At 67.9% G+C, this 13,692-nt stretch carries 13 protein-coding genes and 2 pseudogenes; 10 read left to right on the top strand and 5 right to left on the bottom strand.

Features of this window, described 5'->3' with window-relative positions; translation table 11 throughout:
• Positions 1-342 precede the first annotated feature (342 nt).
• From AB0I98_RS29890 to AB0I98_RS29880, 3 genes are all read right to left on the bottom strand, one after another.
• The gene (locus tag AB0I98_RS29890) at positions 343-1,941 is read right to left on the bottom strand and encodes an alpha/beta hydrolase (protein WP_362947449.1); all 1,599 of its coding nucleotides are present in this window, start codon (positions 1,939-1,941) and stop codon (positions 343-345) included.
• A gap of 117 nt (positions 1,942-2,058) precedes the next feature.
• The gene (locus AB0I98_RS29885) at positions 2,059-2,751 is read right to left on the bottom strand and encodes a response regulator transcription factor (RefSeq protein WP_362947447.1); all 693 of its coding nucleotides are present in this window, start codon (positions 2,749-2,751) and stop codon (positions 2,059-2,061) included.
• Positions 2,748-3,296: an ATP-binding protein gene (locus tag AB0I98_RS29880; protein ID WP_362947444.1), complete on the bottom strand. Its 549-nt coding sequence runs from the start codon at positions 3,294-3,296 to the stop codon at positions 2,748-2,750. The genes AB0I98_RS29885 and AB0I98_RS29880 overlap by 4 nt, the downstream gene beginning before the upstream one ends.
• A gap of 815 nt (positions 3,297-4,111) precedes the next feature.
• Between AB0I98_RS29880 and AB0I98_RS29875 the strand changes: the two genes are divergently transcribed.
• The 5 genes from AB0I98_RS29875 (at position 4,112) to AB0I98_RS29855 (ending at position 8,273) form a co-directional block, all read left to right on the top strand.
• Positions 4,112-5,515, top strand: coding sequence for a MarR family winged helix-turn-helix transcriptional regulator (locus AB0I98_RS29875; RefSeq protein WP_362947441.1), 1,404 nt, complete (start codon positions 4,112-4,114; stop codon positions 5,513-5,515).
• Complete coding sequence (locus AB0I98_RS29870) at positions 5,512-6,087, top strand: helix-turn-helix domain containing protein (protein WP_362947438.1); 576 nt, start codon at positions 5,512-5,514, stop codon at positions 6,085-6,087. The genes AB0I98_RS29875 and AB0I98_RS29870 overlap by 4 nt, the downstream gene beginning before the upstream one ends.
• Before the next feature lie 181 nt (positions 6,088-6,268).
• Positions 6,269-6,985, top strand: coding sequence for a ParA family protein (locus AB0I98_RS29865; RefSeq protein ID WP_362947436.1), 717 nt, complete (start codon positions 6,269-6,271; stop codon positions 6,983-6,985).
• Positions 6,986-7,539: 554 nt separating this feature from the next.
• Positions 7,540-7,836 (top strand): hypothetical protein, encoded by a 297-nt coding sequence (locus AB0I98_RS29860; RefSeq protein ID WP_362947434.1) that lies wholly within the window; start codon positions 7,540-7,542, stop codon positions 7,834-7,836.
• 125 nt (positions 7,837-7,961) lie between these two features.
• A complete protein-coding gene (locus tag AB0I98_RS29855; protein ID WP_362947431.1) occupies positions 7,962-8,273 on the top strand; it encodes a hypothetical protein in 312 nt (103 codons plus the stop codon).
• A gap of 199 nt (positions 8,274-8,472) precedes the next feature.
• Here the strand turns inward: AB0I98_RS29855 and AB0I98_RS29850 are convergent, their stop codons facing one another.
• Positions 8,473-8,679 (bottom strand): hypothetical protein, encoded by a 207-nt coding sequence (locus AB0I98_RS29850; protein WP_362947428.1) that lies wholly within the window; start codon positions 8,677-8,679, stop codon positions 8,473-8,475.
• A gap of 512 nt (positions 8,680-9,191) precedes the next feature.
• On the opposite strand from AB0I98_RS29850, the gene AB0I98_RS29845 reads away from it, so the two are divergent.
• From AB0I98_RS29845 to AB0I98_RS29825, 5 genes and pseudogenes are all read left to right on the top strand, one after another.
• Positions 9,192-9,587 carry a hypothetical protein gene (locus AB0I98_RS29845; RefSeq protein ID WP_362947425.1) on the top strand — a complete coding sequence of 132 codons (396 nt, stop codon included), beginning with the start codon at positions 9,192-9,194 and terminating at the stop codon, positions 9,585-9,587.
• Between the two features lie 74 nt (positions 9,588-9,661).
• Complete coding sequence (locus AB0I98_RS29840; protein ID WP_362947423.1) at positions 9,662-10,384, top strand: hypothetical protein; 723 nt, start codon at positions 9,662-9,664, stop codon at positions 10,382-10,384.
• Positions 10,371-10,538, top strand: a pseudogene (locus AB0I98_RS29835) (SLOG family protein); the annotation flags it as partial. The gene AB0I98_RS29840 and the pseudogene AB0I98_RS29835, both read left to right, overlap by 14 nt.
• A gap of 151 nt (positions 10,539-10,689) precedes the next feature.
• On the top strand, positions 10,690-10,932 hold the full coding sequence (locus AB0I98_RS29830; protein ID WP_362947421.1) for an integrase core domain-containing protein: 243 nt from the start codon (positions 10,690-10,692) through the stop codon (positions 10,930-10,932).
• A 200-nt stretch (positions 10,933-11,132) separates the two neighbouring features.
• Positions 11,133-11,449 (top strand): annotated as a pseudogene (locus AB0I98_RS29825) (transposase family protein); the annotation flags it as partial.
• A 149-nt stretch (positions 11,450-11,598) separates the two neighbouring features.
• Here AB0I98_RS29825 and AB0I98_RS29820 read toward each other — a convergent pair.
• Complete coding sequence (locus tag AB0I98_RS29820) at positions 11,599-13,599, bottom strand: ricin-type beta-trefoil lectin domain protein (RefSeq protein WP_362947419.1); 2,001 nt, start codon at positions 13,597-13,599, stop codon at positions 11,599-11,601.
• Between the last annotated feature and the right edge of the window lie 93 nt (positions 13,600-13,692).

Below are 13,692 nucleotides of genomic sequence, written 5' to 3'. Positions count from 1 at the left end.
ACGAAAGTCGGGCCCTCGGCCTGCCCATCAACCCGCAGGGAATGCAAAACGGCCCACCGACTCCGTCGGCGGACCGTCACGCAAGATCGAGGCTAGGTTGAGCATCTCGCTGCTCTGCGCGAGTTCGTCGGTGATTGTGGCTAGCAGCTGGGCGTAGTACGGGAATACCACAGGCACGGCGTCCGCCGGAGACATGTCGGCCCTGACCAGGCCTGCGGCGAGCCCGGTCCGCCACGACCAGCGTTCCACTCATGCCTGTTCTCCCGTCAGTGCACGGTTGATCAATTCGCGTATAGGCTCGGCTATTTCCGCCTCTTCAGGCACTCGCTCGCGTCACCGACGTCAACCCTTCCGGTTGACGTCGGTGCAGTAGACGTCCTTGCCCGGCAGGTGACCGGTGGTCAGGAAGTCGACGGTCGCCTTGTCGGCGCAGGCGGAGCCGTCGTTGTAGACGTAGTGGCCGCCGTTGTCCACGCCGACGAAGGCAGAACTGTCGCCGAGGGCCTTGTGCAGCCCTATGCCGCCCTCCCACGGAGTGGCGTTGTCCCGGCGGTTCTGGAGGATCAGGGTGTTGCGTGGGCCTTCGCCGGTCACGGTGACGGGCTGCTCAGCCGGCTTCTTCCAGTAGGCGCACGCCCAGATGTTGGCCGGCATTCCCGCGGTGAGGGGCCACGCCTTGCGGTCGGCGGCGGTGCGGGTGGCGTAGCCGTCGGTGTCGTGGGGCCATTCGGCGTCGCCGCAGAGGAGTGCCAGGAACATGGTGGCCTGGTTGTCCGCAGGGACACCCGGAGCCGGCGGGGTGTCGGCGAGGATCTGCTGGAGAACTGCGTTGTCGGCGTCGGTGGCGCTGCCGTCGGCCAGGTCGGCGGCGGCTTTCCAGAAACCGACCAGCGGTGGAAGCGTCTCGTTGCGCAGAAGCATGCCGTAGGTGATGGTCCGGAGCAGCGGTCCGTCCAACGACAGCGGCATGCCGGGCACGGGGACGGGCTTGCGGTCGAGCCGCTCGGCGAGGGTGAGGTAACTCTGGGTCACCTGCTTGACGCTGTTGCCCAGCCCGAGGGTGTCGTCCTGGGCCGCGGCGACGGCGGCCGCGTCGGGAAACCGGTCGGCCATGCCCTTGCCCCATTTGTCCGCCACTTCGTCGGCCCACACCTTGGTGGGGTCGATGTTGCCTTCCAGGATCATCCGGTCGGTCCGGTCCTGGAACAGGGACCTGTAGACGGCGCCGAGGTAGGTGCCGTAGGACTGGCCCCAGTAGGAGATCTTCCGCTCGCCGAGCGCCTGGCGGATGCGGTCCATGTCGCGGGCGGTGTTGGCGGTGGTGAAGTACTGCAGGTTGTCGCCCGCCGTGTCGGCGCACGTCTCGGCGTGGGCCTTGGCGAAGGCCACGTTCTTGGTGATCGAGCCGTCCGCGGCGGGATAGGGGAAGAGCCCGAACACACTGGGGTCCTTCAGACCGCAGCTCTGTGGAGTGCTGTGCTCGACGCCGCGCGGGTCGAAGCCGATCAGGTCGTAGCTGTCCAGCACCGACTTCGGCAGCGTGGGCGCCATGGTTGCGGGCATGTCGAGACCGCCCACGGCCGGGCCGCCGGGGTTCAGCAGCAGGACGCCGCGCCTCTTCCCGGGTTTGGCTGTGGCCAGCCGCGAGACCGCCACGTCGATCTTCGTGCCGCCCGGATCGCGGTAGTCCATCGGGACCTTCAACGTCCCGCAGGTCAGACGAGGATTTCGGCTCGCTCCCTCGGCCGGCTCCGGGCACGTGCCCCAGGTGAACTCGGCGTGGTCCGCGGTCTGCTTGGCGGACTGGGCCTGCGGCGTGTCCCCGGCGTTCGCGTCGCATGCGGCCAGCCCGGTTCCGGCCAGCGTCGAAATCACCAGGGCCGCGGCGAAACGGCGGCTCCCCGGGAAACCGGACTTCCCGGAACTGCGCGTCTTTCTCATGGTGTTGCCCTCCTGCTGTCCGCTGCTTTGACAGTCACGGAGTCAACAAGAGACCGCCGGTGCCGCACTTCACCCCTGGGTGGACACATCAGGTAGCTCGCTCGGGGGACAACGCACTCAGTCCCCGCGCCCCGCCAACCCCGCCCGATACGCCAGGACCACCGCCTGGACGCGGTCGCGGAGGTTCAGTTTGGTGAGGATGCGGGAGACGTAGGTCTTCACCGTCTCAGGGCTGATGATCAACTCGGCGGCTATCACGGCGTTGGACAGGCCCTCACTGATGAGGAGGAGGACCTCGTGCTCGCGGGGGGCGAGGACCTTGAGGCGGTCGCGTTCGGGGGACGCGGAGGCGGCGGAGGGACGTACGCGTTCGGCGAAGCGGCCGATCAAGGCGCGGGTGACGGCGGGGGCCAGCAGGGACTCGCCGCGGGCAACGGTGCGCACCGCGCTGACCAGTTCGGGAGGTGTGGCGTCCTTCAGCATGAAGCCGCTGGCACCGGCGCGGAGGGCCTCGTACACGTACTCGTCGACGTTGAAGGTGGTGACGACCAGGATCTTCGCAGGACTGAGGGAATCGGGACCCGCCAGGTGGCGGGTGGCCTCGATTCCGTCGAGCAGGGGCATGCGGATGTCCATGACGACGACGTCCGGCTTCAGCTCCTCCGCGCTCCGGATCGCCGCTCGGCCGTCCACGGCCTCTCCTACGACCTCCATGTCGGGCTGGGCGGAGAGGATCGTGACGAAGCCGGTGCGTACGAGGACCTGGTCCTCGCAGACCAGCACCCTGACCGCAGCGGGCGGAACACTCACGCGGAACCTCCCGTGGGGATACGTGCGTGCACGCGGAACCCGCCCTCGGAGCGGGGCCCTGCCGCGAACTCGCCGCCCAGCATCTCCACCCGTTCCCGCAGCCCGGTCAGACCCCGGCCTCCCGAGACGTGCGGGCCGCCGTTGCGGAGGGCGGCGGACTCGGACGTGCCGTCGGCCGTCCCGGCGGTGGTGACCTCGACGTCCGTCCAGCCGGGGGTGTGCGCGAGCCGTACCAGCGTCCGCCTGCCCGCGGCGTACTTCACAGCGTTCGTCAGGGATTCCTGCACGACGCGATACGTCATCAGGTGGGCACCTATGGCCATGTCCGGCTGCTCTCCGTCCTCGACCAGCTCGATCGGCTGGCCGCCCGCTCGTGTCTGCTCCACCAGGTCAGGCACCCGGCCCGGCATCAGCGTCCGGGGCACCGAATCGCCGGTCGCCTCCAGCACGCCGAGCAGGAACCGGAGTTCGGCCAGCGCGCGGCGGCCGGTGCCGTTGATGGCGACGAGGGCCTCGTTGACGCGGTCCGGCGACTCGGTGACCACCAATAGTTTGTGGCATCGAAATTGCCACAGAACCCTTAATAACGGTCACGTGAACGCAATTCTTGAACACCACGATGACGCAGCCCATCAGCACGGCCACTCATCGAGACTGCGACTCGGCCGACTATCGGCTCTGTTCCTGCATCCCTACCGCGGCTCTAACCAGGCGCTTTATTCGAGAGCTTCCGCGAGGCGGAAGAGGCATTGCGACCCTATGACGCTCTCGTCGACGATGCCACCACCCATCAGAGACGGGAGTCGCCCCCATGCCGCACACGACCAGTTTCGCCAGGAACCAGTGGTACAGCTAGCGCACCTTTCTGACCTGCGCTTGTGTGGGGGCGATGAGGCTGTGGCCTGCTAGGACGGGTTGCAGAGGCGAGCGGAGGCAGTCAGAGGAAAACACTCTGATTCGACCCCGGTTCGACCCGGGCCGCTCAGAGGCAGTCAGAGGCATCAGCCTCTGCAACTGGGCTCTGAGGGACCTGAGTTGGCCGGTGTGGATCACGAGTGGACCACTTTGGCGGGGCTCTGGTTCGACCTCGGTCGAGCTGCGATGGGGACGCCTGCCTCCACTCGGAGCCAGGCTTATGAAGGCCTCCAGGACGGCCATTCTGGAGACCTTTCTGGCGCCGATAGAGGTCGGTTTCGGACACCACCCGTGGTTTTAGCGGGCCTGGGTGGCGTCCACGTTTTTGCGAGACGACCCCACCGTGCCAAACAGCACCCATCACGCCCTCTCTCAACGACACTCCACCCAATTCCGCGGCCCTTTGGAATACCCCCGACTACCGTCGGCCGCGACCGATCTCATTTTGCTCGGAGACCTCACCGGTCGCTACGCCACCGGCAGTTACAGCCGACTCGGTTCCGACCATCAGAGCCTGGTCCTGCGCGCGGACCGACAGGGGGCGGCCGAGCACGGGCACCGGATCACCGCGGCCATCGCCTGCCACGTGGCCCGCGCCGGCGGCACCGTCGACCAGCTCACACAGCTCCTGCTGCACCCCGAGCACGAAGGCGGACGGCACGCGAGGAACATCGCCCTGCGATCCGGGCATCCACGCGCGCTGGACTACATCCGCCGGGTCTGGGCCAGCGCCTCGGAAGCGGTCAGTACCACCAGGGCGATGGGCTCCCGGCACGACGCGTACGAGGTTCTGGCCGCGCTGCGGGACCGGATCGAGACGACGCCCTGGCGCGGGGAGCGCGGACGGAACGCGCTGCGGGTGCTGCGGGCGCATCTGACCTTCGCCGAGATGGCGGGCGGCCCCCTGCACTACGCCAGTGAACGGCAGACCGCGGAGGAAGCGGGCATCTCCCGCACCACCTTGCGGGCCGTCTACGAAACGGTCCTCAACCCCCAGGGCTGGCTGCGCCGACTGCGGACCGGCCACGGCCGGGAGGGCTCAACCTGGTACCTGGGCGACGGCAGCGCCCCCAGCCACGATGCCCCTGCTCTGCCGTCTCGTTTCCGGACCACTCAGTTCCCCCCCGACCCGGCACTTGAGGAGTGGACCACCCCTGAGACGGCCACGACGGCCGACATCGACTCCATCGTCCTCGGCCGGCTGATGGGCCATGACGCCTTCGCCCGACACGGCCTCGGCAGCGCCGCCCTCATGCTCATCAGCGCTCTGCACCAACGTCCTGACCAGACGGTCAGCGAGCTCGTCGGTACCTCCTCGGTCTCCCGAGCGACCACCTACCGGACCCTGCAACACCTCGCCGACCACGGCCTCGTCCACCACACCGGGGAGACCTGGTCCCTCGCGCCCCGGGCTCTGGAGGGCATCGGTAACAGCCGTACTGAGGCTGATGCCGGCCCGGAAGCAGCGCCGGCACAGGGCTGGGACGAGGTCGCCGAGCAGCACGGCACCACCGGCGTTGCATCCCGGCGTAAGGCCCTGCACGCGGCTCAGCGTGCGGCGTACCGGGAGGCGCTGGACCACCTTGCAGAGCACCGCAGCAGGGCCGTGGTCATCGTCCGTGACGGGCGCCAGGTGCTGGTCCCCGCACCACGTCCCGACGAGATCCCACCGACGTGGCACGCCCCCGGCGGGTGCGTTCTCGACCCGGCCACCGGCCGCCCTGCCGCCGACTGGCGCATCGCCACCGATGGCCGCCTGATCCTCATCACCCCATCGGACCAGCGCAGTTACGACGAGCTGGCCGCCGCCCATGCCGAAGCCCTCAGCGAATGGAACTGCGCCGCATGAACCCACAACGCCCTCCAACCACCGCAGCCGAGAACCGGCCGGTGACCCCGGAGGCTCTGCGCCAGCAGTACGAGTCCGGGGCCACGGTCGACGAACTCGTCGCCGTCAGCGGCCTGTCGTACGGCACGGTGCTCAACCGGCTGCACGATGCCGGCACGGTGATGCGCACGTCGTGGCAGAGCCGCCGGATGCGCCAGGATCCGCAAGCGCGCCAGCGGCTCGCGGCCCACCTGCGCGCCCTGTACGAGCAGCACGGCGCGACCCTCACCGAGCTCGCCGCGGCGGGGGCTGGGACGAGGCGTGCTGCCCGGCGCCTGCTGACCGAGGCCGGCGGCGCTGTGCGCACCCCGCAGCAGACGCTGCGGATGCGCGCCGCGGCGCGGGCCGCCGAGCGGCAGAAGCTCGCGGTGTCCCTGCGGGCACGGTACGAGGCTGGCGCCTCCGTGCCGGAGCTCGCTGAGGACTGCAACTACTCGGTCGCCACGGTCTACCGGCTCCTTCACCAAGCGAAGACCCTCATGCGGCCCCAGCACCGACATGGCCCTACTCCCGGCGATGAGGAGCGGTCGTGACCCACCCAGGCTGTGCCCTCGCTGGTCTTGCCGGGCGTACCGGTCAGCTGCCGACTGCGCAGTGGTGCCATCCCCGCCGCAGCCGCGCGGCACGCGCCCCTCCCCAAGCGCCGCGCCAAGCGCGTGCGACCGCACCGGCCGCACAAACAACACCCTTCTACCTTCTGGAGATCGAACACACGTGAACGAGAACACCCGTCACAAGACCCTGGCGGCGGCCACAGCCCACGCCTGGGACGCCTTCGTGATCGTCGTCGGCATGCTCAAGGGCGGCACCGGCAAGACCACCTCCGCCTGGTTCATCGCCCTGTACTACGCGGTCGTCCTCGACCTGCCGACGCTGCTGCTGGACGCCGACGCGACCAGCCAGTCCGCCTGGGACTGGTTCAAAGTCGCCCAGGCCGAAGGCTTCGACATCCCCGCCAACCTGGTCATCGAGCGGTACCCGTTCGACGACATCGCCGAGTACATCCGCGCCAGGCGCGCCGAGTTCGGCGCGATCGTGGTCGACGCCGGCGGCGGCAGCGCCCGCATCTTCCACGAGGCTGTTACCGAGGCGAACCGGCTGATCGTGCCGGTCGCCCCCACCAAGATCGAACGCCGCAAGCTCGTGGCCACCTTCGACGAGGCCGAGCGCGCCGCCGCCCGCAACGAACGCGACGTCACCGCCCACGTCGTGATGGTCAAGGCCGACGACCGCACCAGCCTGCCCCGCACCGCGAAGGACAAGCTGCTTCAGCCCGCCCAGGGCGAGGGCATCGGCCCGGACCGCGACGAACCCTTCCCGCTCGCCGAGACAACCATCCACTCCTGGGTGCACTACATGGAGGCCTTCGGCGAGATCCCGACCGAACTGAGCGAGTACGCCAACCTGATGACGGAGCTGACCCAGGCATGAGCGAAAAGAACGAAAGGCCGAAGCCTCCGGCCCGCCGCACAGTCGGTCGCACCCTGGGCGGGGCCAAAAAGACAACCCCGCCGCCCCCTCCACCGGCCGCCGAACTCACGCCGGAGCAGTTCGTCGCCGAACAGGCCGCCGCCCCCGGCGAAGGTCCTCCCCCCACCGGCGAGCCTCAGGTTCAGTCCGCTCCTTCGACGGTTCCCGTCGAGCGGTCGGCACGGGGCCGGACCGAGGCGGCGCACGAAGTGGCGGAGCCCTCCGCCCAGCCGACCGTTGAGGTCACACAGAGCGGCCCCGTGACGGAACCAGACACCGGGCATCTGGGCGTCGCCGCCCACGGGACGAGGATGGATTCCGCTGGGGAGCCAATGGAGACACGGGTACCGCCTGTCCTCCCGGCTTCCGAACCCACAGCACATGCGGTCCAGCCCACGCAGCCGACCGAGCCCGTTCCGCAGCACGGCCCGGCCACGGCTCCTGGCGCAGCCCCGGCCGCCGAGGTGGCGCTTCGCCCGGTAGCTCCTCCGGCGGCAGGCGGCAACGGTTTCCCTGTGAAGAACGATGTTCCACGGGCTCGCCAGGAACAGAACGTGCAATCGCAGGCAGCGCCCAGCGAAGGAACACCGTGGGCTCAGGGATCCGGCCGTCCCAAAGACATTCCTGAGACGGCCGTCATTCTCAACCAGCGCATCATCGCGCGCGAGAGCCTCGACTCGTCAGTCCCTACTGCACTGAAGCTGAAGAAGCGGATCAAACGCTTCGCACTGGACAACGAACTCGATCACCTGCCCATCGGCGACATCGTCTCCGTCGCGCTGGACGAGTGGCTCACCGCCCGCGGGTTCTGAACCCGACCGCAGTACACGAGGCGGCCGCCCCCATGTCGGGGTGCGGCCGCCCCTTCTGCCGACTATTCCAATAGCCCAATAGGCGGCTAGCTATCCGCCTAGCCGGACCGACCGGAGCAGCTCTCGTGCCTGATCACTCCCTGTACGCCCGCCGCTTGCGTGAGATCGCCGACGCGCTCGACGCCGAGGTACAGCCGTTCGAAGACGTTCTCGCACCGCACCCTGACACGATGGACACCATCCGCAACCGGCACGCCAGACGGGGGCAACTCAACTACGCCGTCCCTGATGCCCTGCAGCTTCAGCGCCGCATCCGCCGCTACAACGCCGACCACGATATAGCTCACGGCGACGTCGTCGCCCTCGCCCTCGACATCTGGCTGCGCGCCAAGGGCTACCCGCCTGATCTCAAACCGCCCGAGAGAGACGCACCGTGAGCAGGCCTCCACGGTTGAATCCCGGCGGACGGCGTCGCCTCAGAGCTCGTGCCACGCCCGGCGCCGAGGAACAGTTGTCCCTTTTCAGGCGCCCAACCCTTTCACGTCCTCAGCGTCGGTGGCACCCTCCGCTTCCATACCATCGGTGTAGGCCTCGGACTGCGGCGCGGTGTTGCCAGGCGCCGCTGCCCCCTGTTGTCTACCGGGCGCGGTAGGTCAACACCGTGCGCGCCGCGATGGCCTTGTCCTCCTCGTCGGTGAGGGCGAACAGACCCATGAGCGCGCTCGCGGCGGTGACATGGTCGACTTGGTCGATGAGGGCGCCGTAGTACTGAGTGAGGGCGGCCTGCAGCGGGGCGTCGGTATCGGCGACTGCCTCCCTGCCGGCGCGCAGGCCGGTCAGCACGAACGGGAGCGAGGGCGTCGAAATCCAGGACTGAGTGAGGATCTGCCAGCAAAGCACCTGAAGGTTGCGCTGCCGGTGCGAGGGCAGCGTCGCCCGATGCAGGCCAGCGTACGCGTTGCTGAGCCATGTCGAGGCCTCATGCGGCAGAGAGTCAACGATCTGGGAGGCAGCATGCAGCGCGAATGCCGCTGTGGCTTGCGCGTCGGACCATGCACCTGAACGTGACAAAGCGGGATGTGTGGGAAATTCCGTCGCCGCAGGTCAGGCCCGGTGGCGTGCGACGCCCCAAAACGCGGTAGCCCCGAATCCCAAACGCCGTTTCAGCGTTTTCGCAGCTCATGACGCGTTCACAGGGTGCAGTAGAGCGCCCGAATTCAGTGCAACCTGTGCACGCTGGCGGGGGTAGGCAGGCCACGGCACGCAGCACACATCTGCGACTGCTCGAGTGAAGCTGTCACCCATGGGACGGCACCCGCGGTGCTACTTGAATAGCCAGACGGCAGTCTCGCCGCATGGCAACCTCCCACGCCGCGTCGGTCGCCGACCGCCGCATCCTCCTGCTCCTCCTGGACGACCAGGATCGTCTGATGCTGTGCGGCGGATGCTGCGGCGGCTGGACAGTCCCGCAGGCGCTGCTCGGAGCCGGCGCCGATTTCACGGATGGGGCCACTCAGTATCTGACCGAGCGATTTCACATCGAGAATCCCCGCTTCGGATCCGTCTATGGCGTTCGTGAAACGCGAGAGTCCGACTGCTGGGAACATGACCAGCGCACAGTTTCCCGCGTTTTCATCGTGAGGATCAGCACCGAAGAGTCGGACTCGTTTCAGGCGATGTCTCCGTCGCACACCCGGTGGGAAATCAGCGAGCTCAAGAATCACCACCGGACATCTCACCTGAGGGCGTGACCCTGCTGGTCTCCGGATACGTGGAAGGTTGGCTTCCCGACGGCCCTATCTCGCTCTATTGATCTGGAGTCCCCATGCCTCTGCACGCCATTGAGATCATCCTGACTCGGACCGTAAACGGAGTCGAGCTGAAAGCAGCTCGGCGGATCAGCGGCATGCCGATGGCATCGTCGCGCGACGGAAAGAGCATCGCCGTTCTCGTATCGGCACGGGACGAGGAGCTGGCCATCAGAAGGGTATGGCGGCGGCTTCAGGACTCGCTTCCGATTGACGTACTGTGCACCCTCTTCCCGGGGCCGGACGGGATGGTGCGGATGAGCATTCCATTCGCGCCCAGCGTGAAGAGGAGAATCCGCGCCTGGGCCAGGGTGGCAGGAAAGAGCGCGGAGGAGTTCTTGAGCCAGGCGATCAAAGATGCGCTGGCTCGCGATCGCTCTACGGGGACAGCAGGTCAGGAATGTTTACTGAATTTTCTGCCACATACCTGCGCTTGGCTTGATTCACCACTGAGCGACACGGACCGCATCCCCATTTCAAGACTCCCAGTGCGACTCGGAAACCTTGTCCGACGAATCTCCCATTCCGGAACGCGTATCGTCTTCACGGACAACACCGAGCCCATCGCCTCGCTGATCAGTGAGCGAGAACTGAGGGAACTTGAAGACGCGCTCGCGATTGCGGAATGCGAGCGTCGGAAGGCCTGCTCCACATCCTGCATGCCGCACGACGAAGCGGTCGCGGAGAGACCGGCCGGCGACGGGGCTCGGGAGAACGGGGAGCAGTGTGGAACTGGCTGATCCTCGCGTGCTGGTGTGCGGCGACCGCCAGTGGGCCTGGCCCTGCACCGTCGCCGCAGTGTTGAACCGCCTGGCGGCGCGTCACGGTGATCGGCTCGTCGTGATCGAGGGTGCCGCGTCAGGTGCTGACCGGGCGGCGCACCTCTGGTGCGAATGGAACGGACTCGGCGGCGACCGCCACCGCTGTCACCCGGTGGACTGGCAGGCCGAGCAACGCACGAGGCCGAGGGCGTGGCGCTCGGCCGGGCCCGAGCGGAACACCCGGATGCTCTTGCGGGAGCAACCACGGCTGATCATCGCCTTCCATGCTCGCCTGGCTGGACAACGCCGCTGCGGAGTCGTTCCACTCGGTCCTCAAGGTCGAGTACGTCCACCGGCACACCTTCGCGACGCGGGCCGAGGCGAGGCTGAAGATCGCGACGTGGATCGCGGACTTCTACAACGCGAAGCGGCGTCACAGCGCGGCCGGCGGGAAACCGCCCGTCGAGTTCGAACGGATCATCCAGGAGGCGCGAGCCCGGACCGATCAGGAAGGCCGGGCCGCATAACCAACGCCTCTACGAAAAATAGGGGATTGACAGGTGATCAGTCAGGATCCGGTGGAAGTCGGCCACCCCGGCCGGTGCAATGTGTATCCCCATGATGACGATCATGGCAGGCGCCTTGGCCGTTACCGGCGAGGGTCCGCACGGGTTGGGCAAGCGGTGACGCAAGCCTGGGCCCGTGCGGCCTGCGTCTTGGGGGCGAGTTGCTCGAAGAACTCGCCCCCAAGTGGCATGCCGCCCGTGAGTCGGCCTTGCGTGAGCGGCGGGGCGGGGACCGCAGGCGGGCTGTTGGTGCCGGGCCCAAGCACCGCCGGTCTTCGTTGACCGGCTCCTGGTCACGCTGGTGCACCTGCGGCTGGGGCTGCCGCACGCCGCTCTGGCACAGCTGTACGGCGTGGACCGCTCCACCGTCTCCGCAGCGGTCCGAGAGGTCCGCCCGCTGCTGACGGCCCGCGGCTTCGCCGTCCCTGACCGGCCCGGGCTGCGGCTGCGGCTGCGCACACTGGAGGACGTTTTCGCCTCGAAGTCCCCGTCCGGGCTCACGCCCACGAGGGCACAGCCGCTGCACGCCCGTAGCGCACCCTCGTTTGCGTTCCTGCGACGCGAAGGCACAACCGGTGAGGCACTGTCGCGCCTCGCCGGTTCTGCATCATGCTCCTGTGGTGGATGTCAGTTGCGGGTCCACTTCTGGTTGTTCTGGCCGTTGCAGGTCCACAGGATCAGCTTGGTGCCGTTGGCTGTTGCCGCGTTCGTGGCGTCCAGGCAGAGGCCTGAGAGGTTGTTGGTGATGGTGCCGTTGGAGTTGGCGGTCCACTTCTGGTTGGTGCCGCCTGTGCAGTCCCAGATGATGACCTTGGTTCCGTTGGTGGTGCCGTTGTTGTCGGCGTCGAGGCACTTGTTGCCGTAGACGACGAGTTCGCCGCGCGAGGTCTGGGTGAAGGTCTCGTTGCGTCCGCCGGAGCAGTCCCAGATCTGTGCCTGGGTGCCGTTGACGTTGGTGTTCTTGTCAAGGTCCACACACCGGTTGGAGGCGGAGCCGACGAGGGCGACACCGTCGGTGCCGGGGATGCCCTGGACGCGGAGGGCGTCGACGTCGGGGGCCGTGCTGCCAGAGACCGTCGCGAACTTCACGGTGTTGGCACCCTTGGCCAGGTGTGCGAGCACGGACACGGTGCGGTAGGTCGTGGCCGAGCCGGTCGGCGGGAAGGCCACGACGTACTTGTACTGGCCAATCACCTGGATGGTGGCCTTGCGGGTGGTGCTGCCGCCGTTGGCGTAGGTGATGTCCACCAGCTTCGTGCCCGCCGTGGAGGTGGTGACGTTGCTGAAGGTCGGGGTGGGGGCGGTGGTGGTGTCCTCGAAGGTGGAGCCGGGGGCCTCGGTGCCGGAGACGGTCAGCAGGACCGCGTCGTTCGCCGGGACGGTCGTGGTGTGGCTGGTGGCGAAGGAGCCGGCATCGGTGCCCGTCCAGACATTGCGTACGGACGCGGTGGCCGAGGTGAGGCCGAGGTCGGCCCAGCGCACGGTCATCGATGCCGCCGAGCCCGTGCGGTTGAGCAGCAGCACGGCGCGCTTGCCCGTGCCGGAGAGGACCTTGCCGTACACCTGCAGGTTCCGGGTGTCCTCGGCGACCTTGACGCCCTGCAGCCCGCGTGGGTCCTGGTCGATGGCGATCATTTCGCGGTTGGTGAGGATATCACGGGTCTCGGTGCTCATCGTGGCCAGGTTGTTGCCCGCCAGCAGCGGAGCGCCGGAGATCGCCCACAGGCCCATGTGCAGCCGGTTCTGCGCGGCGGTCAGGCCGCTCATCCCGGTCATCAGCATGTCGGGGTCGTTGTAGTAGCCGGTGTGATGGGCGGCCGGGTGCAGGGCCTGGTCGAAGTTGGTGAGCATCATGGCCGTCGTGGGCGTCTGGCCCCAGAAGATGACGTCGGTGCTGGTGCGCCACAGGTCGCCGTAACCGGTCGCCCAGTTCCAGGGCCGTCCGGTGCCCCACTCGCAGAAGGACAGCACGAGCTTGCGGCCGGTCACCGCCGAGGCGGCCTCGTTGGCGGCGGCGATCTGCTTGTACTGGGTCTCCTGGTCCAGGCCCTCCACGCGGCCGCCGCACCAGTCGATCTTGACGTAGTCGAAGCCCCAGCGCTGGAAGGTCTCCAGGTCCTGCTGGTAGTGGCCCTCCATACCGGTGTTGGGGGCGGCCGGGCGGGTGGTGGGGTAGTAGTAGCCGCAGCCCTGCTTGCCGGCGTCGGTGTAGATGCCGGCCTTCAGGCCCTTGCTGTGGATGTAGTCGGCCATGGCCTTCATGCCGCCGGGGAACAGGTTCTCGTCGACGACGATGTTGCCGTTCGCGTCCCGGTCGCCCTGCCACCAGCCGTCGTCGAGGTTGACGTACTTGTAGCCTGCGTCCGCCATGCCGGAGGAGACCAGGGCGTCTGCCTGCTGTTTGATCACGTTGTAGTCGATGCTGCTGGCGAAGCTGTTCCAGGACGCCCAGCCCATCGGCGGCGGTGTGACGCCGATCTGGCTGGTGCTCACGGCGGCCGGTTCGGCGGACAGGGGCGCCGAGGGTTCTTGTCGGTCGAGGGCCGCCAGACCTATGACGCCGAGCCCGACGGCGAGGACCTGGGCGGTGACGCGTCTGGCCCATCTGCGAGCAGGGCTGTGCGACATGCGGCTCTCCAGGGGGAAGGGAGGGAGAAAACTGACATCGCGAGGACACTGGGTCCCGTCCGAAATACCGCACGGGGTTCGCTGGGTCGGTCA

It is taken from the genome of Streptomyces sp. NPDC050211 (assembly GCF_040656035.1).
Lineage (GTDB): Bacteria > Actinomycetota > Actinomycetes > Streptomycetales > Streptomycetaceae > Streptomyces.
This window is presented reverse-complemented; position numbering and strand designations above follow the sequence as displayed.